This is a genomic window from Sulfitobacter sp. 1A13353 (assembly GCF_043557255.1).
GTDB classification, from domain to species: Bacteria; Pseudomonadota; Alphaproteobacteria; order Rhodobacterales; family Rhodobacteraceae; genus Sulfitobacter; species Sulfitobacter faviae.
In genome coordinates, this window is sequence record NZ_JBIFFS010000009.1 from 48,469 (window position 1) to 72,569 (window position 24,101).

21 protein-coding genes are annotated in these 24,101 nt (G+C 63.9%); 5 read left to right on the forward strand and 16 right to left on the reverse strand.

The genetic code is table 11. The annotated features are described in order from the left end of the window. Positions 1–18 precede the first annotated feature (18 nt). The 16 genes from xylA to ACGYLO_RS19545 all read right to left on the reverse strand — a co-directional run bounded on the left by xylA (position 19) and on the right by ACGYLO_RS19545 (position 17,910). Complete coding sequence (gene xylA, locus ACGYLO_RS19470; protein ID WP_271690199.1) at positions 19–1,314, reverse strand: xylose isomerase; 1,296 nt, start codon at positions 1,312–1,314, stop codon at positions 19–21. Continuing rightward, a complete protein-coding gene (locus ACGYLO_RS19475) occupies positions 1,307–2,368 on the reverse strand; it encodes a LacI family DNA-binding transcriptional regulator (protein WP_271690200.1) in 1,062 nt (353 codons plus the stop codon). The genes xylA and ACGYLO_RS19475 overlap by 8 nt, the downstream gene beginning before the upstream one ends. A gap of 193 nt (positions 2,369–2,561) precedes the next feature. Continuing rightward, complete coding sequence (locus ACGYLO_RS19480) at positions 2,562–3,566, reverse strand: oligopeptide/dipeptide ABC transporter ATP-binding protein (RefSeq protein ID WP_271690201.1); 1,005 nt, start codon at positions 3,564–3,566, stop codon at positions 2,562–2,564. Beyond that, a complete protein-coding gene (locus ACGYLO_RS19485; protein WP_271690202.1) occupies positions 3,563–4,531 on the reverse strand; it encodes an oligopeptide/dipeptide ABC transporter ATP-binding protein in 969 nt (322 codons plus the stop codon). Before ACGYLO_RS19485 ends, ACGYLO_RS19480 begins: the two co-directional genes overlap by 4 nt. Further along, entirely contained in the window at positions 4,531–5,445 is a 915-nt protein-coding gene (locus tag ACGYLO_RS19490) for an ABC transporter permease subunit (RefSeq protein ID WP_271690203.1), read from the reverse strand. Before ACGYLO_RS19490 ends, ACGYLO_RS19485 begins: the two co-directional genes overlap by 1 nt. A 1-nt stretch (position 5,446) precedes the next feature. Further along, the gene (gene oppB / locus ACGYLO_RS19495; RefSeq protein ID WP_271690204.1) at positions 5,447–6,364 is read right to left on the reverse strand and encodes an oligopeptide ABC transporter permease OppB; all 918 of its coding nucleotides are present in this window, start codon (positions 6,362–6,364) and stop codon (positions 5,447–5,449) included. A 93-nt stretch (positions 6,365–6,457) separates the two neighbouring features. Next, the gene (locus ACGYLO_RS19500; RefSeq protein ID WP_271690205.1) at positions 6,458–8,074 is read right to left on the reverse strand and encodes a peptide ABC transporter substrate-binding protein; all 1,617 of its coding nucleotides are present in this window, start codon (positions 8,072–8,074) and stop codon (positions 6,458–6,460) included. 188 nt (positions 8,075–8,262) lie between these two features. Further along, positions 8,263–9,294: a proline racemase family protein gene (locus tag ACGYLO_RS19505; RefSeq protein ID WP_271690206.1), complete on the reverse strand. Its 1,032-nt coding sequence runs from the start codon at positions 9,292–9,294 to the stop codon at positions 8,263–8,265. Next, positions 9,287–10,984: an aconitase X gene (locus tag ACGYLO_RS19510; RefSeq protein ID WP_271690207.1), complete on the reverse strand. Its 1,698-nt coding sequence runs from the start codon at positions 10,982–10,984 to the stop codon at positions 9,287–9,289. Before ACGYLO_RS19510 ends, ACGYLO_RS19505 begins: the two co-directional genes overlap by 8 nt. A gap of 16 nt (positions 10,985–11,000) precedes the next feature. Continuing rightward, positions 11,001–12,002 (reverse strand): 4-hydroxyproline epimerase, encoded by a 1,002-nt coding sequence (locus tag ACGYLO_RS19515; RefSeq protein ID WP_271690208.1) that lies wholly within the window; start codon positions 12,000–12,002, stop codon positions 11,001–11,003. Positions 12,003–12,010: 8 nt separating this feature from the next. Further along, entirely contained in the window at positions 12,011–13,234 is a 1,224-nt protein-coding gene (locus ACGYLO_RS19520) for an FAD-binding oxidoreductase (protein ID WP_271690209.1), read from the reverse strand. Next, positions 13,234–13,956, reverse strand: a complete 723-nt coding sequence (locus ACGYLO_RS19525) for an amino acid ABC transporter ATP-binding protein (RefSeq protein ID WP_243268455.1) — start codon at positions 13,954–13,956, stop codon at positions 13,234–13,236. Before ACGYLO_RS19525 ends, ACGYLO_RS19520 begins: the two co-directional genes overlap by 1 nt. Further along, positions 13,949–14,602, reverse strand: coding sequence for an amino acid ABC transporter permease (locus tag ACGYLO_RS19530; RefSeq protein ID WP_067260889.1), 654 nt, complete (start codon positions 14,600–14,602; stop codon positions 13,949–13,951). Before ACGYLO_RS19530 ends, ACGYLO_RS19525 begins: the two co-directional genes overlap by 8 nt. A gap of 13 nt (positions 14,603–14,615) precedes the next feature. Continuing rightward, positions 14,616–15,281 carry an amino acid ABC transporter permease gene (locus ACGYLO_RS19535; RefSeq protein ID WP_067260891.1) on the reverse strand — a complete coding sequence of 222 codons (666 nt, stop codon included), beginning with the start codon at positions 15,279–15,281 and terminating at the stop codon, positions 14,616–14,618. A 59-nt stretch (positions 15,282–15,340) separates the two neighbouring features. Then, positions 15,341–16,147 carry a transporter substrate-binding domain-containing protein gene (locus tag ACGYLO_RS19540; protein WP_067260893.1) on the reverse strand — a complete coding sequence of 269 codons (807 nt, stop codon included), beginning with the start codon at positions 16,145–16,147 and terminating at the stop codon, positions 15,341–15,343. A 245-nt stretch (positions 16,148–16,392) separates the two neighbouring features. Further along, a complete protein-coding gene (locus tag ACGYLO_RS19545; RefSeq protein WP_394377241.1) occupies positions 16,393–17,910 on the reverse strand; it encodes an aldehyde dehydrogenase (NADP(+)) in 1,518 nt (505 codons plus the stop codon). 105 nt (positions 17,911–18,015) lie between these two features. Here ACGYLO_RS19545 and ACGYLO_RS19550 point away from each other — a divergent pair, with 105 nt between their 5' ends. The 5 genes from ACGYLO_RS19550 to ACGYLO_RS19570 all read left to right on the forward strand — a co-directional run bounded on the left by ACGYLO_RS19550 (position 18,016) and on the right by ACGYLO_RS19570 (position 24,101). Continuing rightward, positions 18,016–19,044, forward strand: coding sequence for an Ldh family oxidoreductase (locus ACGYLO_RS19550; RefSeq protein ID WP_271690211.1), 1,029 nt, complete (start codon positions 18,016–18,018; stop codon positions 19,042–19,044). Positions 19,045–19,395: 351 nt separating this feature from the next. Continuing rightward, positions 19,396–20,895 (forward strand): glucan biosynthesis protein, encoded by a 1,500-nt coding sequence (locus ACGYLO_RS19555; RefSeq protein ID WP_271690347.1) that lies wholly within the window; start codon positions 19,396–19,398, stop codon positions 20,893–20,895. Further along, positions 20,892–21,062 (forward strand): hypothetical protein, encoded by a 171-nt coding sequence (locus ACGYLO_RS19560; protein WP_156505591.1) that lies wholly within the window; start codon positions 20,892–20,894, stop codon positions 21,060–21,062. The genes ACGYLO_RS19555 and ACGYLO_RS19560 overlap by 4 nt, the downstream gene beginning before the upstream one ends. Before the next feature lie 5 nt (positions 21,063–21,067). After that, positions 21,068–22,873, forward strand: a complete 1,806-nt coding sequence (mdoH, locus tag ACGYLO_RS19565; protein WP_271690212.1) for a glucans biosynthesis glucosyltransferase MdoH — start codon at positions 21,068–21,070, stop codon at positions 22,871–22,873. Further along, on the forward strand, positions 22,860–24,101 hold the full coding sequence (locus ACGYLO_RS19570; protein ID WP_271690213.1) for an OpgC family protein: 1,242 nt from the start codon (positions 22,860–22,862) through the stop codon (positions 24,099–24,101). Before mdoH ends, ACGYLO_RS19570 begins: the two co-directional genes overlap by 14 nt.

The following is a 24,101-nucleotide window of genomic DNA, read 5'->3' on the forward strand; positions in this document are numbered from 1 at the left end:
TTCCTCCCTTTCCCCGGCTCAAACGAACCGGTTCACGATGTTCTCCAGAATTTCCTGCCGGCCCGAGCGGGGCTGCGGGTTAATGCCGTCTTGGACGACCTGCGCAGCGATTGAGGCCAGATCCCCCTCCAGCATCGCCTTGGCCTTGGGCGTCTCCCACCCCGCGTAGCGATCGGCGCGCATGGCCTCAATCGTGCCATCCTCCAACATGGCGGCGGCGGCTTTGAAGCCCCGCGCGCAGACATCCATCGCGCCCGCATGGGCCGCAACGAGATCGACCGGATCGAGCGATTGCCGCCGCAGCTTGGCGTCGAAATTGGTGCCGCCGGTGGTGAAACCGCCCGCCTTCAGCACCTCGTAATAGGCCAGCGCCACTTCGGGCACGTTGTTGGGGAATTGATCCGTGTCCCAGCCCGATTGATAGTCGTTGCGGTTCATGTCGATCGAGCCGAAAATCCCCAAGGACGCGGCGAGCGCCAGCTCATGTTCGAACGAATGGCCTGCAAGGATAGCATGGCCCTGTTCGATGTTCATCTGAACTTCGTTCTCCAGCCCAAACTCCTTGAGGAAACCATAGACCGTGGCGACATCGAAATCATACTGGTGTTTGGTCGGTTCCTGCGGCTTGGGCTCAACCAGAATGGCGCCCTTGAAGCCGATCTTGTGTTTGTATTCCACCGCCATCTGCAAGAAGCGCCCGGCCTGCTGGCGTTCGCGTTTCAGGTCGGTGTTGAGCAGCGTCTCATAGCCCTCGCGCCCGCCCCAGAGGACGTAGTTCTGACCGTCCAGCTTATGGGTCGCATCCATGCAGGCTTTGACCGTGGCGGCGGACCAAGCGAAAATCTCAGGGTCGGGGTTGGTGGCCGCGCCCGACATGAAGCGCCGGTGGCCAAAGAGGTTCGCCGTGCCCCAAAGCAGCTTGGTTTTGGAGCCTTCCATCTTGGTGCCGAGATAATCAATGATCTCTTCGAAATTGCGCAGGCTTTCGGCGAATGTGTCCCCCTCGGGGCGGATGTCGGCATCGTGCCAGCAGAAGAAGGGCGCGTTCAGCAGATCGAACATCTCAAAAGCCACATCGGCCTTGAGCTTTGCCAAATCCATCGTGTCACCGAACCACGGGCGATCAAAGGTCTGCCCGCCAAAGGGATCGCCGCCCGGCCATGCGAAGGAATGCCAATAGGCCACGGCGAAACGCAGGTGATCTTCCATCCGTTTGCCCATGACGATCTCGTCAGGGTTGTAGTGGCGAAAGGCCAGATCGGCCCCCTCGGGATCATAGGTGAGGGGCTTTATATCTTTAAAGAAATCAGTCATCTATCTTGGCCTTCATCTTATCGGTCAATGTGTCGGCGGGCAGATTGTCCCGCACATAAATCGTCGGCACGAGGTCCGGCATCGGCGGCAATTCTTTTTGGTCGATCAGCGCGCGCAAGACGGTGAAGGCGCGGTTGATCTCGACATCCGGGCGCTGGTCGATCACCAGATCGATGTGCCGATCAAGCAGCGCCTGACGTGAATGGGCCACCAGTTCATGCACCACGCAGAAGGGCCGCTCTCCCTTCCCCTCTTGCAGGGCGGCGACCAACCCACTGTTGCCCGCGCCCACGTTGTAAAGTGCTGTCAGCTCCGTCTGGTCGAGCGCCTGACGCGTCTGCGCGTTCAGCACCTGCGCGTCGTCCTTCGTCATGATCGGATCCAGCAATTCAACCTGTGGGAAATCGGCCTGCAACACTTCGCGAAAGCCGGTCAGACGCTCCGCGTGGTCGCGCGCGTCCAGCGAGCCTGCAAAGGTCTGCACCCGTCCGCCCTGCCCGCCATGGGCAAGCCCCACCATGCGCCCCGCCGTGCGCCCGGCGGCGATGTTGTCGATCCCGATATAGGCGGCGCGGGCGGCCTGCGGCAGGTCGGAGACGAGGCCCACCACGGCCACCCCCTTGTCCCGCAGGGCGGCCAAAGGTGCCTCAAGCGCCGCGCTTTGCAAACCGACGATGGCGACACCGTCGAAATCCCGCTCCAGCAGGTCCGAAATGCTGTCTTGCAGCCCTTCGACGGCAAAGGCCGCGACCTCGATCACCTCGGCGGAGACGCGTTCGGTGGCCTGATGGGCGGCAGTATGGTCGATGTGTTGACGGATGCGGTTGAAAAAGGCGTTGGAGCCGCGGGGGATCAGGAAAGCGAGCCGGTAGACCCGCCCGCGTGACAGGTTCGCCGCCGCGACGTTGCGCACATAGCCAAGCGCCGCGACCGCTTCGCGCACCTTGGCGATGGACTTTTCTGCCACGTTGCCACGGTTGTTGATCACCCGGTCCGCGGTGGCATAGCTCACCCCGGCAGCGCGTGCGACATCGCTTAACGTCGGACTTGTCATGGCCCCTCCCCCGCGCGCTGGCCCTCCCAGCCTGCGCATCTCGGGGCCTATCTAGGGGGATATTTTGATATACGTCAATCATTTTTGATAGACGTATATCATTTTTCGCGGATAGGGCGGGGCGGCGGCGAACGCACGCCACCCCTAAGAGGCTGATTGTTTTGAAATTTTCACACCAAGGCTGCCCACAGACTTACTGCGCCGCGGTCTCGCTGGCTTGCAGCGGGCCGGGGTGAATGCAGGCGACCTGATGCAGCGACTCGCCCGGTTGCGGCACCACCTGCGCGCAATCGGCCTGCGCCCGCAGGCACCGGCCACGAAAGACACAGCCCGAGGGCGGGTTCATCGGCGAGGGCATGTCGCCGCTCATCGGCACGATCTGCTTGGCGCGTTCGGCAATCGGATCGGGGATCGGCACAGCGGAAAGCAGCGCCTGCGTGTAGGGATGCTGCGGGTCGTCGTAGAGCTGCGCCTTCGGCGCCTTCTCCATCACGCGGCCCAGATAGAGCACCATGACCTCGTCCGAGATGTTCTTCACCACGCTGAGGTCATGGGCGATGAAAATCATCGCCAGCCCCAGATCGCGCTGCAGCTCTTTCAGAAGTTCAATCACCTGCGCCTGAATCGACACGTCGAGCGCCGAGACCGGCTCGTCGCAGATCAGGAGCTTCGGCTCGACGATCAGCGCGCGGGCGATGCCGATGCGCTGGCACTGGCCGCCGGAGAACTCATGCGGGTAGCGGTTGATCATCTGCGGCAGCAGGCCCACGCGCTCCATCATCTGCGCCACCCGGGCGCGACGCTCGCGGGTAGGCACGTCGGGGCGGTGGGTCTTCAGCGGCTCGGCGATGATCTGCCCCAGCGTCATACGCGGATTGAGCGAGGCAAGCGGGTCCTGAAACACCATCTGGATTTCGGACCGGTAGGGCTTCATCCGACGCGGGCTGAGCGACAGAAGATCCGTCTCGCCCTGCCACATCACTTGCCCTTCGGCGGGCACCATCTGGATCAGCCCGCGCGCGAGGGTGGATTTGCCGCAGCCGGATTCACCGACGACGCCAAGGGTCTTGCCCGGCTCCAAATCGAAGCTGACGCCGTTGACCGCATGCAGAATGCGCGGCTTCGTCCAAGGCATGTCGCCCGCGCGGGTGATCGGGAATTTAACGTGCAGGTCGCGGACGGAAAGCAGCGGGCTCATGAGGTGACCTCCGCGATGGGACGGTGGCAGGCACGGGCGCGCGCGCCGTCGAAAGGGGCGAGCGGCGGCATCACGCGGCAATCGTCACCGGCGTAATCACAGCGCGGGCGGAAGGGGCAGCCTTCGGGCGGGGCGGCCATGTTGGGCGGGTTGCCGGGGATTGCCTTCATGGTGGCGTCTTCGTCGTCGACGCGCGGCACGGCGGCGAGAAGGCCGCGGGTGTAGGGATGCGTGGGCTTGGCAAAGAGCGGCTCGGTCGGGCCTTGCTCCATCACCCGGCCGCCGTACATGACCAGCACCCGCTCGCAGAAGCCCGCCACGACGCCGAGGTCATGGGTGATGAGGATCGTGGCCATGCCGAAATCCTTCTGCAGATCGCCCAGAAGATCCATGATCTGCGCCTGCACGGTCACGTCAAGCGCGGTGGTCGGCTCGTCCGCGATCAACAGGTCCGGTTTGCACAGCAGCGACATGGCGATCATCACCCGCTGGCGCATCCCGCCGGAGAATTCATGCGGGAAGAGGCGGATACGCTCCTTGGCGGCGGGGATCTTCACCGCGTCCAGCATCCGCACCGATTCCGCCAGCGCGTCGCGTTTGGACAGTCCATGGTGCAGGGTCAGCACCTCGGCCATCTGCTCCGAAATCCGCATGTAGGGATTAAGCGAGGTCATCGGGTCTTGGAAGATCATCGCGATCCGCTCGGCCCGGATCTTGTTCAGCACCTTGGGCTTGGCGCCGAGGATCTCCTGCCCGTCGAAGCGGATCGACCCGCCGGTGCGCCCGTTCGGCGCCAGAAGGCCCATGATCGAAAAAGCGGTCTGCGACTTGCCCGAGCCGCTCTCGCCAACGATGCCGAGGGTCTCGCCCCGGTTGATGGCGAGCGACAGGTCATTGACCGCGTGAACGGGGCCGTCGTCGCCCTCGAAGGTGACGTTGAGCTTGTCGATTTCCAGCAGAGACATCAGCGATCCTTGGGGTCGAGCGCGTCACGAAGCCCGTCGCCGATGAAGAACAGGCCGAACAGCGTGAGACAGAAGAACAGCAGCGGGAATCCCAACTGCCAGGTGGTGCCATAGGCGATGGTGCCCGCGCCTTCGGAGATCAGCGCCCCGAGGGAGGTCAGCGGCTCCTGCACGCCGAGGCCGAGGAAGGAGATGAAGCTTTCCGTAAGGATCATCAGCGGCACCAGCAGCGTGGCATAGACGGCGATCACGCCCAAGAGGTTGGGCACGATATGGCGCAGGATGATGACCGGGGCCGAGACGCCGGTGGCGCGGGCCGCCTCGACGAACTCACGGCCCTTGATGGTCAGGGTCTGGCCGCGCACGATGCGGGCCATCTCCATCCAAGAGATCAGGCCGACACCGGCGAAGAGGATGGTGATCGAACGGCCATACATGACCAGAAGCAAGATCAGCACGAACATGTAAGGCACGGCCATGAAGATATCGACAAGCCGCATCATGATGCTGTCGGTACGCCCGCCGAAATAGCCCGCCACGGCGCCATAAAGCGTTCCCACGACACAGGCGATCAGGGCGCCGACGAGGCCCACGGCGAGGCTGATCTGCGTGCCCTGCACGGTGCGCGCAAAGAGGTCGCGGCCCAGATCATCGGTGCCGAAGTAATGGCCGCTCTCAATCGACGGGCCGCCCAATTCGACGATCTGGCCCATGACGTTATAGTCGAGTTCCTCGTTCGACCATTGCGCGAGGCTATTGCCGAAAAGCGCGAAGGCCACGACGAAGCCGAGGATCACCAGCCCCATCAGCGCCGCCTTGTTGCGGAAGAAGCGCCGCCGCGCATCGGCCCAGGGCGATCGGCCCTTGGCGGCGATCTCGCTGGTCTCGACCCGTTGTTCGGATGTCATCACCATGTCAGTACCGGATCTTGGGGTCGATCCACCCGTAAAGGATGTCGACCACGAGGTTGAAGAAGATGGTCAGCGCGCCGACGAGAATCGTCACCCCCATCATCACCGCGTAGTCGCGGTTCAGCGCCGAATCGACGAAGGCCTTGCCGATGCCGCCGGTGGAGAAATAGATGTCGACCACCACGGAGCCGGTGATCATCGCGACGAATGCCGGCCCGAGGTAGGAGATCACGGGCAACATCGCGGGTTTCAGCGCGTGACGGAGGATGACACGGCGCTCGGGCAGCCCCTTGGCGCGGGCGGTACGGATGTGGTTGGAGGTCAGCACTTCCAGCATCGAAGAGCGGGTGATCCGCGCAATCGAGGCCATGAAGGACGTGGACAGGGCGATCACCGGCATGATCCAATATTCCGGCCCCTGCCAGCCGCCGCCCGGCAGCCAACCGAGCCATAGCGTGAAGACCAGCACGAGGATCGGCGCCATGACGAAGTTCGGCAGCACCTGCGCGCCGATGGAGACGCCGACGGCGGCATAGTCCAGTACCGTATTGTGCCGCACGGCGGCGGCGACGCCGAGGCCCACGCCGACGATGACCGCCACGGCGAAGGACAAAAGGCCGTAGGTCAGCGTGATCGGGAAACCTTGGGCGATGATCTCGTTCACCGAACGGTCCTTGTAGACGAAGCTCGGCCCGAAATCGAACTCGGTGACGATGCCCCAGACGTAAGTTGTGATCTGCTTCCACAGCGGATCGTCCAGCCCGTATTTCGCATTTAGGTTGGCCAGCACCTGCGGCGGCAACTCGCGCTCGGAGGTGAAGGGGCCGCCGGGCGCGGAATGCATCAGCAGGAAGGAGATGACGATCAAGACCAGAAGCGTCGGAATAGCGATGGCAAGGCGCTTGAGGATGTAACTGAGCAAGAGGCGCGCGCTCCGAATACGGGGTTTGTGGGGGTGTAGAATAGAATCGGGCAGCCCGTGCCATAACCGCCGGGCTGCCCGAATGTCGAGAGGTTACTCTGCGGTACGGTAGAGGTCTTTGCCGTACCAAGTGTTGTTCACGTTGTTCTCGGGCAGACCTTCGATGTCTTCCGCGATCATGTCGACGTTCGCGTAATGGTAGATCGGGATGATCGGCATTTCCTCGGCCAAGATCTTCTCCGCCTCTTGATAAAGCGGCTGCGGATCTTCGGCGGTCTTGCTGTCCTTCATGAGCTTGTCATAGGCGTCGTTATAGAACTCGCCGTTGTTGTGGCCCGAATAGGAAGTCATGAGGTCGAGATAGGTCGACGCCTCGTTGTAGTCACCGCACCAAGCATAACGCGCCATATCGTAGTCTTGGTTCTGCATCCGGTCGGTGTGGACCTTCCACTCATAGTTGTCGAGCGTGAGGTTCACGCCGATCTGCTTGAGCATCTGCGACGCCGCGATGGCGATCTTCTTGTGATCTTCCGAGGTGTTGTACTGCAATGTCAGATCCAGCGGGTTGTCTGGGCCGTAGCCCGCCTCGGCCAGCAGTTCCTTGGCCTTCTCCACGCGCTGCGCCTGATCCATGTTGTCGGCCCAGTCCAGTTCGGGACGCTCGAAATCGGCAATCGCCCAGTGGGTCCAGTTGTACGAGGGCTTCTGGCCGCCTTGCAGGATGCGCTCGACGATGATGTCGCGGTCGATGGCATAGGCCAGCGCCTTGCGCACATTGACGTTTTTCAGCGCCTCCGGCCCCTTCTCGCCCACGTTCAGCATGTAGATGTAGGAGCAGTTATAGGGGGTGGAGACCGCCTGCTCGGGATACTCTTTTTTCAGACGGGGATACTGACCGGCGGGGATGTCCACGCGGTCCAGCTCACCGGCCAGATAGCGGGTCAGGGCTTGGTTCACGTCGTTGATCGTCAGCGCGATGATCTCTTCCATCACCACATTCTCGGCATCCCAATAGGTGTCGTTCTTCTCCATCACGACGCGCTCGCCCAACTGGTGTTCGACCAGCGTATAGGCGCCATTGCCGACAAGCGTGCCTGCATCGGTCCAGTCGTCGCCATGTTCCTCGACCACGCTTTGCAGCACGGGGAAGGTCGAGCCATGCACCAGCATCTGCGGGAAATAGGGCAGCGGCGTGGTGATCTTGACCTCAAGCGTGTGGTCGTCGATGGCGCGGATGCCCAGCTCCTCGGCGGATTTGTCCCCGGCGATGATCTCAGGCGCGTTCTCGACCTGCATCAACTCCATGTACCAGGCGTATTCCGAGGCGGTCGCCGGGTCGGCCAGACGGCGCCATGAATAGACGAAGTCATTCGCGGTGACCGGCTCGCCGTTGGACCACTTGGCGTCGTCGCGCAGGTTGAACGTATAGGTCTTGCCGTCTTCCGAGACTTCGTGATCGAGCGCCACACCGGGGACCAGCTCACCGTTGCCATCTTCGTTGTAGAGCCCCTCGAAGAGGTTGCGCAACACGTCCGAGCCTTCAACGTCGGTGTTGATCTGCGGGTCCATCGACTTGATCGCGTCGAGCAGCCAGAAGGTATAGGTTTGATCTTCGGCAAGATTCACGCCCTCAGGCACATCGGCGGCATGGGCCTGAAAGGCAAGGCTTAGCGCCAATGCGGAGGATGCGAGTGTGGTGCGTAGCTTCATGGTGACTCTCCGTTGTTTGAAAGTTCGTGTTCTGATTGAAAAGTAATCAATCGAAAACGAAGAGCACATGCAAGACGTTGCCTCGCGTCAGCCAAACACGGCGGCTTCGCGCCGAGGCGGCGCGAGGTTGTAAAGATTGGTGCCCGGTCTGCCCCGGGCGGCGGGTTTCGACCCTGCGTAGAGCGCGCCTAGCCGCGCGCGCCCCATGTGTCGGACAAGCGGTAGCCGCCCGGCCAAGGGTCATCGGGGTCGAGCATATGTTGGTGGATGCCCGTGACCCAGCCCCGGCCCGACAGTTCTGGCTGGATGGCCGTATGTTCGCCCACCCGCGTCCCGCCCAAGATGCGCCCCGTGAAGGTCGACCCGATCAGCGACACGGTGGTCAGACTGTCCTCCAGTCCCATTTCCCCCCGCGCGTGCAGCAGGGCCATCCGCGCGCAAAGGGCGGTGCCAGTGGGCGAACGGTCCACCTTTCCCGGCTGGATCGCGACCGCCGCCCCGGCGCGCAGGCCGGTCTCATCGCGGGTCACCGGACCGGCGAACAGGCAGAAAGAGAAATGCTGCCAATCAGGGTTCTCAGGGTGGTCGAACCGCATCGCCGCATTCGCCGCGTCGGTGATCCGCACGCCGAGCCGCGCGATGTCATGGGCCTCATGCGCCTCTAGCGAAAACCCCATGGCGGCGGCATCGACGACCACAAAACTGTCGCCGCCATAGGCGGTATCGACAGTGAGCGTGCCCAGCCCTTCGACCTCAAGCGGCACATCCAGAAGCGCCGCGAAACTTGGCAAGTTCTGTACGAAAATACGCTCCGCCTTGCCATTGCGACATTCCGCGCGGACCTTGACCAACCCGCCCGGCGCTTCGAGGGTTAGCTCGGTCACAGGCTCCGTCATCGGCAGGATGCCCCCGTCGAGCAGCACGGTCGAGACGCAGATCGAATTGGAACCGGACATCGGCGGCGTGTCCTCCGGCTCCATGATGATGAAGGCCGCATCGGCGCGGGGGTTTTTCGGCGGGACCAGCAGGTTCACATGGCGAAACACCCCGCCGCGCGGCTCGTTCAACACGAAGTTGCGCAGGGTTTCATCCCGCGCGATCCAGCGGCTCTGCTCCCACAGCGTCTCCCCCGGCGGCGGGGCGACACCGCCCACGATCACATCGCCCACCTCACCCTCGGCATGGGCCGAGATCACATGAACCGTCTTGCTGCTACGCATCCTTTGTCTCCTCCTCGGTCAGCCATCTCGGCAATGCCTCCCCCGCCTGCCCCGTCACGGCGGCCTCCACACAATCGGCGATACTGCCAAAGCGCACGGCCCGGCCCGACAGACCGGGGGCGTAATGGGCGTATTTGCCCGAGTTGGTCATCAGCACCTTGGCCGATGGCGGGAAGACCGGCTCGGAGATCGAACACCAGCAGATATCAGGCACGACTTGCACGCCCGCCGCTTCGAGCCGCGCCACGGTGCCGTCATCGCGCGCCGCTTGTAACGTGTCTTGGCCAAGCGTCACGATGACCGCCGTGTCGGCATGGCGCTTGCGCCCGGCGAGGGCGGTGTCGAGCGCGCGGCATTCGGCGTGCGAGAAATGCGGGCTGCCAAAGGCCACGAGGTCAACCGTCGCGGCCCCGGCGTTGAACTGCCGCCAAACGCGGCGCAGGTCGTCGGCTGTGAGGCGAACCGTATCGGCCTCCGCGACAGGGGGCAGATCGGCCTCGGGTGTGATCCCAGCCACATGCAGCATTGGGGCTGCGGAGGTGGTGCCAAAGGCCGCGCAGAGCGCTTTGAGGTCATCCTCATTCGGGGCAGCCCCCTCCAACCCGCGCAAAAGCGGGATCCGGTCCGGGGCGGCCTGCCCCGCAAGCCAGCCCAGCATCGGCCAGATCGCCTCGTCATACTGCGCGGGCAGCGCCACTTCGATCACCCGGCGCGGGGCGCGGTGTTCTTCCAGATAGACCCCTGAGAGCGGCGCGCGCGCCGTGAGCGCGATGCACAGGTCGAGGAAATCGGGATGTTTCACCGTCCGCGCGCCAAGCACGCTATTGGCATAGATCACCGCGTTGGACTCCGACCACGCGATGAACTCGCCGCGTTCGGGCGGGGCGGGGAGTTGGTAGGGCGCGCAGGTGAAACTGGGCCGGGCACCCATGGTGACATAGGCGTCGGCCAAACGGCTGGCGGGCAGGCCGAAGTCCGGCGGCACGCCTTGATCGCGCCAATTGCCGTGATCGACCGAAATCGCATTCATCGTCGTCGGCACACGCACCTTCGAGCCCATATCGGCCATGGTCTGGGCAAAGAGCAGGTTGGCGGGGCTGGCGTAGATGCAGCCGTCGATATGCACGCGCGTCACATCGACCAGCCGCTCGGCCCCCTGCCCCCGCGCCATGGTGCAGGTGATCTCCATCGCCAGTTGCACGGCCTTGCCCTCGGCCCCGTCGAGCATCGCTTGATCCTCGGCAGTGAGATGCAGGGCGCGGGCGGGCCTGTCCGACAGGGGCAGATCCCAGTCATCGGTGCTGAGCATCTCAGGCGTGATCCGCGCGCTGCGGGATTTGGCGAGCAGGTCGTAATCCTCGGTCCCGAGGCGCAGCACCGCGAGCGGCTTGTCGAACATCTTGCCCGCGATCAGCGCGCCCAAGGTCAGGATGTCTTCGGCCTCGCGAAACACGAGGGCAGCAGGGGCATGACCGTTCAACGCCAGTTCCAGCAGCACGCCGCTGCCGGTGCAGGAGCCGCGGCTGGTGGGCATGAGCAGGATCTTCCCCGCCAGCGACTGACCGCAAAGCGGATGATGCGCGTCGATGACCTTGCCCGTGGCCGGATCGACGCCGCCCCAGAAACTCAGCCCCTCAGAGGAAGCCAGCACCGCGCCTTGGGCTGCGGCGGGAACGATGATATGCGCCATGGGGAGCCTCTTTAAATCAGGTGACGACAAATCCGTGCGCGAAGGGGTCACGCTCGTCGATGAAAATGGTGTTAAAGCCCGTCACCCGCGCCCAACCGGCGATGGAGGGGATGATCGCGGGCCTGCCCGCCACCTCTGCCGCCGCTTCGATACGGCCTTTGAACATGGAGCCGATGATGGATTCATGCACGAAATCATCGCCGACATTCAGCTTCCCCTTGGCCGCCAACTGCGCCATCCGCGCCGAGGTGCCAGTGCCGCAGGGCGAACGATCGATCGCCTTGTCACCGTAGAAAACCGCGTTGCGGGCTTGCGCCTCTCCCGCGCGGGGGGCGCCGGTCCAGAGGATATGGCTCAGCCCGTTGATCGCGGGATGTTCGGGGTGGATGAACTCATATTTCGCATTGAGCGCGGCGCGGAGTTTCGGGCTGAGACCGACCAGTTCGGAGACCGAGAAATCCGCCATATCGCGGAAGTTCTTCTGCGGCTCGACGATAGCGTAGAAATTGCCGCCATAGGCCACATCGACCACCACTTCGCCCAAACCCTCGACCTCCGCCGTCAGCCCTTCGGCGTAGAGGAAGGCGGGCACGTTGGTCAGGCGCACCTCTTCGACGAAACGCCCCTCTTGCCGGTAGGTCACATCGACCCGCCCGGCGGGGGTTTCAAGGCGCAATTGCCCGGGGGTGGCGGGGGTGACCAGCCCGTTCTCAAGCGCGATGGTGACGGTGCCGATGGTGCCGTGGCCGCACATCGGCAGGCAGCCCGAGGTCTCGATGAACAGCACCGCGATGTCGCAGTCATCCCGCGTCGGCGGATAAAGGATCGCGCCCGACATCTGGTCGTGCCCACGCGGCTCGAACATCAGACCGGTGCGGATCCAGTCGTATTCCGCCAGAAAATGGGCGCGCTTTTCCAGCATGTTCGCGCCCTTCAACAGCGGCGCGCCGCCGGTAACGAGCCGTACCGGATTGCCGCAGGTATGGCCGTCGATACAGGGAAATGTGTGTTGCGTCATGTCAGCCTCTAGAAACGGGCGGGAGAGAAGGGGGTCAGGTCGATGCCGGGGTCTTGGCCGGTCATCAGATCCGCGATGATGGCGGCGGTGCCCGCCGATTGGGTGAGGCCCAGATGCCCGTGGCCAAAGGCGCAGAACACATCCGGGCGGTTCGGCAGCGCGCCGATGGCGGGCAGGCTGTCGGGCAGTGAGGGGCGGAAACCCATCCATTGCGTGCCGCCCGAGGTGTCGAGCCCCGGCAAAAAGCGCTTGGCCTTCTTCAGCATCGCATCGGCCCGGGCAAAGTTCGGCGGCAGGTCGAGCCCGCCGAGTTCCACCGCCCCGCCGACGCGCAGCCCGTGGCCCACCTTGCTGATGACAAAGCCATGGCCGCCGAAAGTGATCTGGCGCTTTAGGTCGAAGGCCCCGGCGGGCAGGGTCGTGTTATAGCCGCGCTCGGTCTCAAGCGGGATTTTCACGCCAGCGGTCCGCGCGAGGTGATGCGAATGTGCGCCGGCGGCCAGCACCACGCGGCCCGGTATGAACCCATCAGAGGTCTCGACCCCGCCCGCGACCAGACGTTCGGCGCGGGTGATGGTGATCTCGCCACCCCCCGCCCGGAAGCGTTCGGCCATCGCCACCACATAGTCGCGCGGGTCCGAGATCGATTGCCATTCCGGGGTGAAGGTCGCATGGGTGAAGCCGGGCGCGAGACCGGGCTGATAGGCCGCAATCTCATCGCCCTTGAGATGGGTGAAAGCTATCCCCGCCTCTTCGCGGGCCTGCCATCCGGGGAGCGATGCGCGGAACTCGGCCTCGCTCTCATAGACCTGCAACTGACCGTCATGGCGCAGCATATGGGCCAGACCGCTCAGCGCCAGATGCGGGTCGAGCGCGGCTTGCGAGAGCTTCATCAGCGCGGTCTGTGCCACGGTCGAGGCCCGCACCTGCGCGGGCCAGCTTGCTCTCCAGAAACGCCACATCCACGGGGCGATCCGCCCGGCATAGCGCGGCGGCACCGACAGCGGCCCCAGCGGATCAAGCAGCCATTTCGGCGCCTGCCGGATCATCCGGGGCGAGGCCAGCGGCAGGATCTCGGTAAAAGCAAAGGCGCCCGCATTGCCCGCCGAGGCGCCCGCCGCCGCGCCTTCACGGTCGATCACCCGCACGGGCAGCCCGCGCGCCTGAAGCGCCAGCGCGATGGACAGGCCCACCACGCCCGCGCCGACGACCGTCACCGGGGTTTGGTTCATTACCGCACGCTCGACAGGAATTGACGGGTCTCTTCTTGCTGCGGATCGCCAAAGATCTGATCCGGCGCGCCGATCTCGGCCATGACGCCCTTGTGAAAGAAGGCCACACGGTCCGACACATCGCGTGCGAAACTCATCTCATGGGTGACACAGATCATCGTCATCCCTTCATCTGCCAGCAATTTGAGCGTGTCCAGCACCTCGCCCACCAGTTGCGGGTCGAGGGCCGAGGTCACCTCGTCAAAGAGAATGTAGTCGGGCGACATCGCCAATGCACGCGCAATCGCCATCCGCTGCTGCTGCCCGCCCGACAGGCGGCTAGGGTAGACATCCAGCTTGTCGGCCAGACCCACATGCGAAAGTTGCTGCACCGCGATTTCTTCGGCTTCCTTGCGGCCCATACCTTTCACTTTGCGCGGGGCCAGCGTGACATTCTCCAGCACCGTCAGATGTGGGAAGGCGTTGAATTGCTGGAACACGATGCCGATCTTGCGGCGCAGCTTGTTCAGGTCGGTGTCGCGGGCGTGAACCTCGGTTCCGTCGACGACGATGCGGCCACTGTCGATCGGCTCTAGCCCGTTGATGCAGGTCAAAAGCGTCGATTTGCCCGAACCTGAGCCGCCGATCACCGAGACGACCTCGCCTTTTTGCACGGTCAGGTCGATGCCCTTGAGCACCTGAAGCGCACCAAAGGATTTGTGGACGTTTTCAATCTCAATCATTTTCTTGCCACCTTTTTTCCAAGCGGCTGCCAAGCCGGGCAATGGGGAAACTGAGCGCGAAGTAGATCGCGCCGGTCACGAGCAGGATGAACATCGGCTCTTGCAGGCGTGTCACCAGAATTTGCGAGGCGCGCAGCAATTCGATGATGCCGAGCCACATCACCAGCGCGCTGTCTTTCATCACGCCGAGCGTCAGGCCGATCCAACTGGGCAGGCCAACCCGCAGCGCCATGGGAAAGACGATCTGCGTGAGATCCTGCCCCCATGTCATGCCGAGCGAGCGCGCCGCACGGCGGGTGACCGAAGGCACCGCCTCGATCGCGCCGCGCACGATCTCGGTGCAATAGGCCGAGGTATAAAGCGCCAACACGATACAGGAGGTCACGAAGGGCGAAATCCCCCAGCCCGCGATGGCCTGAAAGGCGTTGGCGAGGATCAATTGGATCAGCAGCGGAACCGAGCGGAAGATATCCAGCACGAAGGTCAGCGGCAGCGCCGCCCATGGGCTGATCTGGCTGCGCAGCACCCCGAAGAACACCCCCAGCAGCGTGCCGCCCACCACCGCGAAGGCGGTGACCGAAAGCGTCACCCCTGCGCCTTTGAGCATGAACAACAGGTCGTTGAAGGTCAGAGCCGTATCAAACATCTATTCTCTTCCTTCAGTAGCGAAACAGGCGGGCCGCAAGCAGCCGTGCGCCAAGCATCACGGTCTTGGCGATCACGTAGTAGATCACCGCCGCCAATGCGAAGAATTCAAAGGTTCGGAAGCTGCGCGCGTTGAGGTCTTGCGTCACCCCGGCGAGATCCGAATTCAGCCCCACCGTGACCCCCAGAGAGGTCATCAAGATCGCCCAGATCATCTGGTTCGTCGTCGGCAGGAACGAGATGCGGAACATCTGCGGCAGGATGATCAGGCGAAACGCCTTGGCCTGCCCCATGCCCAGTGACCGCCCGGCGCGCAGCTGCGTGCCCGGAATGGCGCGCATCGCGCCGCGGAACGTCTCGCAAAGGTAGCCCGCATTGTTAAAGGCGATCCCCGCCAGCAGCGCGGCGTAGGGGCTGAGATAGATCCCGAAAGAGCCAAGCCCGAAATGCGCCATGTAAATCTGAAACAGCGCCGGCGTGTTGCGCGCCACTTCGACCCATGCGGTCGCCGGCGCCCGCAGCCAAGCCGATTTGGCATCCCGGCCCACGGCCAGCAGCACGGCGATGGCAATGCCGATGAGCATCGACAGGATCGATATTTGCAGCGTGACCAGCGCGCCTTCCAGCATCTCTGGTAAGGCGCGAAAAGCCTGTCGCCATTGAAAGGTATAGTTGCCCATCTCTTGCTCCGATCAGCGGTTATCGGGAGGGGGGCCGCAGGTCGCGGCCCCCGCATTCATCAGCGATAGGCTTTGGCGATGGTCAGGTCCGGCGCCTCGCCGCCGACCCATTTGTCGAACAGTTCCTGATAACGGCCCGAGCGCACCTGCTGGTTCACGAAGAGATCGAGGTAGTTCAGCAGACCGTATTCCTGACGCAGGCCGATCAGACCGACATAGTCCACGTCAAAGGGCGCATCGCCCGCGATGGTCAGACCGTCGAACTTGCCGCTCGCCACGATGGAGGAAGCCACGGTGGAGGTCACGACAGTCGCGTCGATCTGGCCTTGGGCCAGCGACAGGAAGACATCCGCTTGGCTTTGGTAGGAACGGAAGCTGCCCTCGTCCCATGCGTCGACCTGCTCTTCCAGCGCGATGGCTTCGAAAGTACCCGCGACGGAGCCCACGGTCTTGCCCTTAAGGCTTTCAAAGCTGTCGACGCCCGCGTCTTCGCGGGTCAGCACGACGTTGGTGAAGGCGAAATAGGGCACCGAGAAACCAACGGTCTTGGCGCGCTCCAGCGTGTCGGAGGTGGAGGCAACACCCACATCCGCGCGGCCCGAGACGAGGGCGGGAATACGGTCGGGGAAGGGCGTCTCCACGATCTCGGCTTCGACGCCAAGGGCGGCGGCCAGGTCGTTGCAATAGTCCACGTCGAAGCCGACGGGCGTGTTGCTGTCATCGCGCGAGCCCATGGGCGGGAAGTCCAGCACCACGGCGCAGCGCAGCGTGCCCGAAGAAATGATGTCGTCCAGTTTGTCGGCCTGAGCGGCTGTGCCGATCACGGTCGCAGCCACGAGGCTCCCGGCGAGTTGCGTGAATTTCATAGGTATCTCCCTCTTGGGTTGGTCGCCCCCGACTCTCTCTGGACGGGGTGCGGGGTGGTATGAAGGAACAATGTCTTCATTAAAAATACAATATGTATTTTTAGCTTTTATCGGCATGTCGACATATTTTTGATACATTTCGGTCTGGCCAGCATGGTCGCGAAAGAGCAGCCGGTTGGGCTGCTCCCCTACGGCGAAACAAATGCGAAAAGCCGGGCGCGCGGCCCGGCTTTTGCGATCTTAGATTATTCCGCCGCGTCTTCCGGCAACAGCGCCTCAGGCAGGTTCTGATAGGACACGGGCCGCAAGAAACGGCGGATCGACAGGGTGCCCACACTGGTCGCGCCGAAGTTGGTGCTGGCCGGATATGGCCCGCCATGCACCATGGAATCCACCACCTCGACCCCCGTCGGAAAACCGTTGGCCAGCAGACGACCCGCCTTGCGCTCCAGCACCGGCATGAGGTCGCGCGCGGCGTCGACATCCGCGTCATCCATATGCAGGGTGATGGTCAATTGCCCGTCCAGTTCCAACGCCAGCGCGCGCATCTCTTCCAGCGAAGAGACCCGCACCACCAATCCGAGAGGGCCAAAGACCTCTTCATGCAGCGCCGGATTGGCCTTGAACTCTTCGCCCGTGGTCTCGAAGAGGGCCGGCGCGGCGGTGCGGCCTTCGCTGTCGGCCAGATGCACTTGGCGCAGGCTTGGCGCGGATTTAAACTTGTCCCGCCCTGCGCAATAGGCCTCCGCGATACCGTCTGTCAGCATGACCTGCGGGGCCACGTCTTGCAGCGCTGTGGCCGCGTTTTGCACGAAGGCGTCGGCGCCCGGCCCGTCAATCACCACGGCGATGCCCGGATTGGTGCAGAACTGGCCCGCGCCCATGGTCAGCGATGCCGCCCAGCCCTTGCCAAGCTCTTCGGCCCGCGCCGCCATCGCGGCAGGCAGCATGAACATCGGGTTGACCGAGCCCAACTCGCCAAAGAAGGGGATCGGCTCTGGCCGCGCGGCGCAGAGATCGAAGAGCGCCCGGCCCCCGGCGAGCGAGCCGGTGAAGCCCACGGCCTTGATCCGCGGATGCTGCACCACGGCCTGCCCCACGGCGCGGTTGCCGCCTTGAATCAGCGAGAAGACCCCGCTCGGCATGCCGCAGCTTTCAACCGCCGCATGGATCGCTTCGGCCACGATCTCTCCGGTGCCGGGATGGGCGGAGTGGCCTTTGACCACGACCGGACAGCCCGCCGCCAGCGCCGCTGCGGTGTCACCGCCCGCCACGGAGAAGGCTAGCGGAAAGTTCGACGCGCCAAAGACGGCCACGGGGCCGATGGGGCGTTGCACCATGGTGATCGCGGGCCGCGGGGCGGGCTGGCGTTCGGGCATGGCGGCATCGAAGCGACGGTCGAGGTAGTCGCCCTTTTCGATATGCGCCGCGAACAGGCGAAGTTGGCCCACGGTCCGGCCCCGCTCCCCTTCGAGCCGCGCTTCGGGCAGGCCGCTTTCTTGGCTGCCGATCTCGGTGATCTCGGCCCCGCGTGCGTCGATCTCATCCGCGATGGCGTTGAGGAATTTGGCGCGGGTCGCGCGGCTGGAATAGCCATAGTCCCAAAACGCCGCTTCGGCGGCTTCGCAGGCTTGGTCGACCAGTTCCACCGTGCCGACCGAGAAGTCATGCGCCTGCCCATGGGCAGGGCTGGAGCTAAAGCAGTCATCCGTGGCGATCCATTCGCCAGCGATCAGGTGTTTGCCATGGGGGGTAAAGGCCATCGTCTATCCTTTCATGCGGGCCGCGGCCCGGTGTCAGCTTGCGTCTCTTCACATCTGCATACATGATGTATGCATGATTGCAACCCAAGCCCTGCGAGGATCCAGATGGCCGACACAACCCTCTCCCACGATGACCTGACCGCGATGGTCATTCGGATTTTCCAAGGCGCGGGCCTGTCGCCCCTGAATGCCGCCGCCCTCGCGCGGGTGATCGTCGCGGGCGAAGGCGATGCCTGCAAATCCCACGGCATCTACCGGATCGAAGGCTGCCTGCGCACGATCAAGGCAGGCAAGGTGATCCCCGACGCGGTGCCGCAGGTGCACCATGACGACAGCGCCGTGGTGCGCGTGAACGCAGGCGGCGGCTTCTCCAACGCCGCTTTCGAAGCAGGCGCGCCGGTGCTGGCAGAGCGTTGCCGCACCACCGGAATCGCCGCCATGGTGATCAACGATTGCACCCATTTCGCCGCGCTCTGGCCCGAGATCGAGGCGCTGACCGAGATGGGCCTCGCGGCCATGGCCATGTGCCCCAGCTATGCCAGCGTCGCCCCTTCTGGCGGCACCGACCCCTTGATGGGGACCAACCCTTTCGCCTTTGGCTGGCCCCGGGAAGGGGGCGACCCTTACGTTTTTGATTTCGCCACCAGCGTCGCCGCGCGGGGGGAGATCGAATTGCACCGCCGCGCGGGCACGCCCCTGCCCGAAGGCTGGGCGATCGCACCCGATGGCAGCCCGACGACCGACCCCGAAGCCGCCCTCGCAGGGGCTATGCTGCCCTTCGGCGGGCACAAGGGGTCGGCCATCTCGACCATGATCGAATTGCTTGCCGGGGTGATGATCGGTGACCTGACCAGCCCTGAAGCGCGCGATGCCTTGGGCTCGCTCACCCTCGCGCCCGCCCATGGCGAATTGATCATCGCCTTCGACCCCGAAAAGTTTGCCGCAGGCCGCCCCGGCGATCCCTTCGCGCGGGCGGAAACCCTCTTTGACGCGATCACCGGCCAAGGCGCGCGGCTGCCCTCGCAGCGCCGGTTCAAGGCGCGTGCCGAGACGCGGGCGAAAGGGATTCCTTTGACGGATGCCGAGATGCGCAGTCTTGAGCGTTTGCTAACAGAAGGGCTCGACGCCGTTTGATGCGTTTCGTGCTCCGACCCGCGGTCGGGGCGCGGCCACCTCAAAGCGATTGTCACAAAAAAGCGGCGATCCTACGGAATTCAAGGCAAAATTTTGTGCAAGCCCAATCCGGCGGCGCAGCAATCGGCGGTTTTCCGCGCTGCTCTGCGGCATTCCGCTGAAAGTTGCAAAATGAAGTTTCCAGCGGTCGCGAAAAGATTAGATAGGGAAAAAATTGCACACTCTTAACGTGTCTTCCGAGGTATTGTTTTGCCGAATTTCCGACCCACACGACCCAATGAACTGCGGACCGAAAACCTAGAGCGACGTCAGTTTCTGACCCTCTCTGCTGCGTCCTTTGCCGCCGCCCTGATGCCGCGGCACAGCCGCGCGCAGGAGGTGCCCGCCGCCTCCTTCAGCTTCGACAAACTGGTCGAGGATATGCGGCAGTTAGCGCAAACGTCCTATGCCGCGCCGGAGCCCGTCGAAGGGTTCCTTGCCGATCTTGATTACGACGCCTACCAGCGCATCCGGTTCCGGCCCGAACAAGCCCGCTGGCAAGAAAAGGGTGTGGCCTTTAGGCTCCACGCCTTCCACCCCGGTTGGCTGTTCAAGGAGGCGGTAAAGATTAACGAAGTGCGCGGCGACGCGGCTGAGCCTATGGGCTTTACCACAGCGGATTTCGAGTATGACGACGAAGAACTCGCCAAGTCGATCCCACCCAATGCCGAGATGCCGGGCGTCGCCGGTTTCCGCCTGCACACCCCGCTCAACCGGGCCGATATTTTCGATGAATTGATTGTCTTCCAAGGGGCGAGCTATTTCCGCGCCTTGGGCAAGGACACGCTCTATGGGCTGAGCGCGCGGGGATTGGCCGTGAACACTGGCCTGCCCGAAGGCGAGGAATTCCCCCGCTTGAGCGAGGTTTGGCTGCGCCGCCCCGAACCGGGTGACGATAGCGCCACGATCTATGCCGCACTCGACAGCCCCTCGGTCACCGGGGCCTATCAATTTGTGATCACCCCGGGCGAAGACACCACCGTCGAGGTCACCATGCGTCTGTTCCTGCGCGAGGACATCAAGCAGCTTGGCATCGCACCGCTGACCTCAATGTTTTTGCACAATGGCGCGGATAAGGGGAATTTCGACGACTTCCGCCCCGCGGTGCATGACAGCGAAGTATTGGTGCTGAACACAGGCAAGGATACCACCCTCTGCCGCCCGCTGAACAATCCGCCGCGTTTGGCGAGTTCCTATTTCGGGGCGCAGAACCCGCGGTCTTTCGGGCTGGCGCAGCGCAACCGGGACTTTGAGCATTACCTCGACGCGCAGGCCCATTACGAGCGCCGCCCCTCGCTGATGATCGAACCCATGGGCGACTGGGGCAAAGGCACGCTGCGGCTGGTCGAGATACCTTCGGATCTGGAAGGCAATGACAATATCGTGGCCTATTGGATCCCCGAAGGGGAGACCCGCGCGGGCGATGAACTGGCCTACGGCTACCGCATGCACTGGGGGATGACCCCGCCGGGCGCGACGCCGCAGACCCTTGGCCGCGTGGTACGGCTGCGCTCGGGCCATGGCGGGGTGGCGGGTGTTGAGGCAGACACCGAGACCCGCAAATTCGTCATCGACTTCGCAGGCGGACAGCTCAGCGATATGCCGAGCGACGCCGAGCTTGAACCCGTCACCAGCGCACAAAACGGCGAGATCGTGGAGGCGATCCTAAGCCGGGTGGATGGCAGGGACGAATGGCGGCTGGTGCTGGAACTGCGCGCCGAGCCTGATGCCATCGTCGAGATCAAGGCAGTTCTATCGGGATATGACCGCAACCTGACAGAGACATGGGTGTACCAATGGATCAACGCATGACCCTTCAAGACGCGACGACCCCCACTTCCGCAATGGCTGGCGAGGCCGAGAACTGGATGCCGCCCGCCGCCCCGCTTGCGATGCCACGGCAGAGCTTGGAACGGCGCGGCCATCTGGCCGGGCTGGCCGACCTTGCGCGGGCATTTCTGCTGCGGCGTAAGGCCTGAGCACCATGGCACCCCAGCACAGGCAGATCGCGGCGGATGGCCCGACCCGTTTTGCACGGGCGGTCGCCCTGCTGTTGTCGCTCGGCTCCGCAGCCCTTGCCGCGACCCTTTTGGCCGAGGCTGCGGCGCGGGATGGGTTCAGCGGCTGGGACGGCCTCCGCGCCCTGCTCGTTTTCGCCACCACCGCTTGGTTGGCTTGGGGCGCGTCACTGGCGCTGATCGGGCTCTTCGGCAGCAGATCAACGCCGCCCCGCCCCGCGCTTGAGGCACCGCAGCCGCGCACGGTGATCGCGGTGCCCATCTGCAACGAAGACCCGCTCACCACCTTTGCCCGCATCGCCGCGATTGACCGCTCCGTCGCCCGAGCCGGGGTTACGGCGGATTTCGTCGTTCTGTCGGACACCCGCGATGACGCGCTGGCCGGGAAAGAGCAATTCGCCTTCGCCCGCCTGCTGCGCGAGACCGAGGGCCAAGGGCGCATCTTCTACCGCAGGCGGCAGGACAATGCGGGCCGCAAGGCGGGCAATATCGAAGAATTCATTCGCAGCTACGGCGGGGCCTATGACTTTGCCGTGATCCTTGACGCAGACAGTCTGATGGAGGGCGAGACGATCCGCGCCATGATCGCGCGGATGCAGGCCGATCCGCAGCTAGGGCTCTTGCAAACCCTGCCCAAGATCATCGGCGCGCGGTCTTTCTTTGGCCGCGCCTTGCAGTTCGCCTCGTGGTTCCACGGGCCGATCTTCACCCGTGGCCTTGCCCGGATGCAGGGGGCGACGGGGCCGTTTTGGGGCCATAACGCAATCATCCGCGTCCGCGCCTTTGCCGAAAGCTGTGGCCTGCCCGAACTCTCAGGCCCGCCACCCTTGGGCGGGCATATCCTGAGCCACGATTATGTCGAGGCGGCCTTGCTCGCCCGCGCGGGTTGGAAGGTCGAGGTGGATGAGACCTTGAGCGGCTCCTTTGAGGAGGGCCCCGAAAACGTCCTTTCCTTCGCGCGGCGCGAGCGGCGCTGGTGCCAAGGCAACCTGCAACATGCGCGGCTGATCTTTGCGCCCGACTTGGCGGGGTGGAGCCGCTTCGTCTTTTTGCAGAATGTGACTGCCTATGTCGTCTCGCTTCTCTGGGCGGCCTTTCTGATCACCTCGGCGATCAGCACGCTCTACGCGCCGCCGCCGGAGTATTTCCCCGGCCCCTATCAGCTTTTCCCCGTCTTCCCCGATACCAGCGCGCGCGAGATCACGCTGCTGGCCTTGGGCGTGCTGGGGCTGTTGGTGGTGCCTAAGCTGCTGATCCTGATCCATGCGCTTCTGACCGACCGCGCGCGCGACTTTGGCCGCGCTTTGCGGATGGCGCTCTCGGTGCTGACCGAGATCGTGCTGACCACGCTTCTGGCCCCTTTGATGCTGCTCTACCACAGTCGCTCGGTGATGCAGGTGCTCTCGGGCCAAGACGGCGGCTGGCCCGCCAACCAACGCAACGAGGGCCAGTTGAGTTTGGCCGATGGCTGGACGGCGGGCCGGTGGATCGTGTTCATTGGCGCGGTGATCCTCGCGGCGGTGCAATGGGTCGCGCCGGATCTGACCGTCTGGCTGCTGCCCGTGGCGGTCCCGATGTTGCTGGCCCCGCTGCTCATCGCCTGGACCTCCCGCCCCCTGCCCCGCGGGCTTTTCGCCGTGCCCGAGGATGCCGCGCCGCGCGATGTCGTCGCGGAATACGACAGTATATGCGATGTCTGGCGGCTGACGTGGAATGACGAGCATCTGAAGCCAGAACCCAAAGCGGCGGATTTGCCCCATGCCACCGCCTAACACCGGGCTATCGCCCGCCGCGCTGGCTGCCGGCGCGGTTCCCAAATCCGCCCGCGATCCGCGCATCGACCTGTTTCGCGGGCTGGCGCTGGTGATGATTTTCATCAACCACGTCCCGGGCAACCCCTATGAGGCCCTGACCATCCGCAACCTCGGTTTCGCCGACGCGGCGGAGGCGTTCTTTCTCATGTCCGGCATCGCCGCAGGCTTGGCCTATACGCCCCGTTTCATCGCGCGGGATCGGGTGCGTCACGGCCTCTGGCGCGCCATCGCCCCACTGTGGAAACGGGCGTGGTCGCTTTATGTGGTGCAGCTCCTGCTCTCAGCAGTGGCCTTGGGCATCTTCGCCGCCGCCTTCCAGATCACGACAGAGGCCGCGTTCCTGACCAAGATCAACATGCGGCAGGTCTTCCAAAACCCGACCCAAAGCGTGATCGGCATCCCGCTTTTGACGCATCAGTTCGGCTATGTGAACATCCTGCCCGCCTATTCCGTTTTGCTGGTCTGCGCCCCGGCGGCGATCATGCTGGGGCTACGCTGGCCGTGCCTGCTTCTCGCGCTGTCCCTGGTGCTTTGGCTGCTGACGGGTGTCTTCCGGCTGAACCTGCCGAACTACCCCAACCCGGGCGGCTGGTTCTTTAACCCTTTGGCATGGCAAGCGATCTTTGTCTGCGGATTGCTGGTGGGCCTAAGCCAGCGGCAGGGCTACCGCTTTTTCCCGAACTCGCAGGCGCTGTTCTGGCTGTCCGCCGCCGTCCTGCTGGGCGTCCTCGCATGGCGCTATGTGCCGGGTTTGGGCCGTTTCCTGAACCTCCAAATGCATCATATGAGAGAGGCCGGGGTGCCCTTCAACATCACTTCGCACGACAAGACCTATCTTTCCGCCCCGCGGTTCGTTCATATCTTGGCCGTGGGGTATTTTCTGTCACAGTTGCAGACCGTCACCCGCCTTTCGGCCCATGCCGTGGCCAGCCCCGTCCGGCTGATCGGTCGGCATGGTCTGCTGGTCTTTGCCAGCGGCACCGTTCTGGCGCTGATCTGTCAGGTTGCGATGATGGCGCGGCCAGACGCGCAGTGGATGCCGTGGGTTCTGCCTGTTGTCGGAACGGCGGCGCTCTATGCCATCGCTTGGATTGCAGAGATCTCGCGGCAGGTGCTTGCCGCATCGGCCGACCCCAAACCCGCACCCGTCTCGCTTAAAGCACCAACCGTCGAAGCCGCCCCGTAA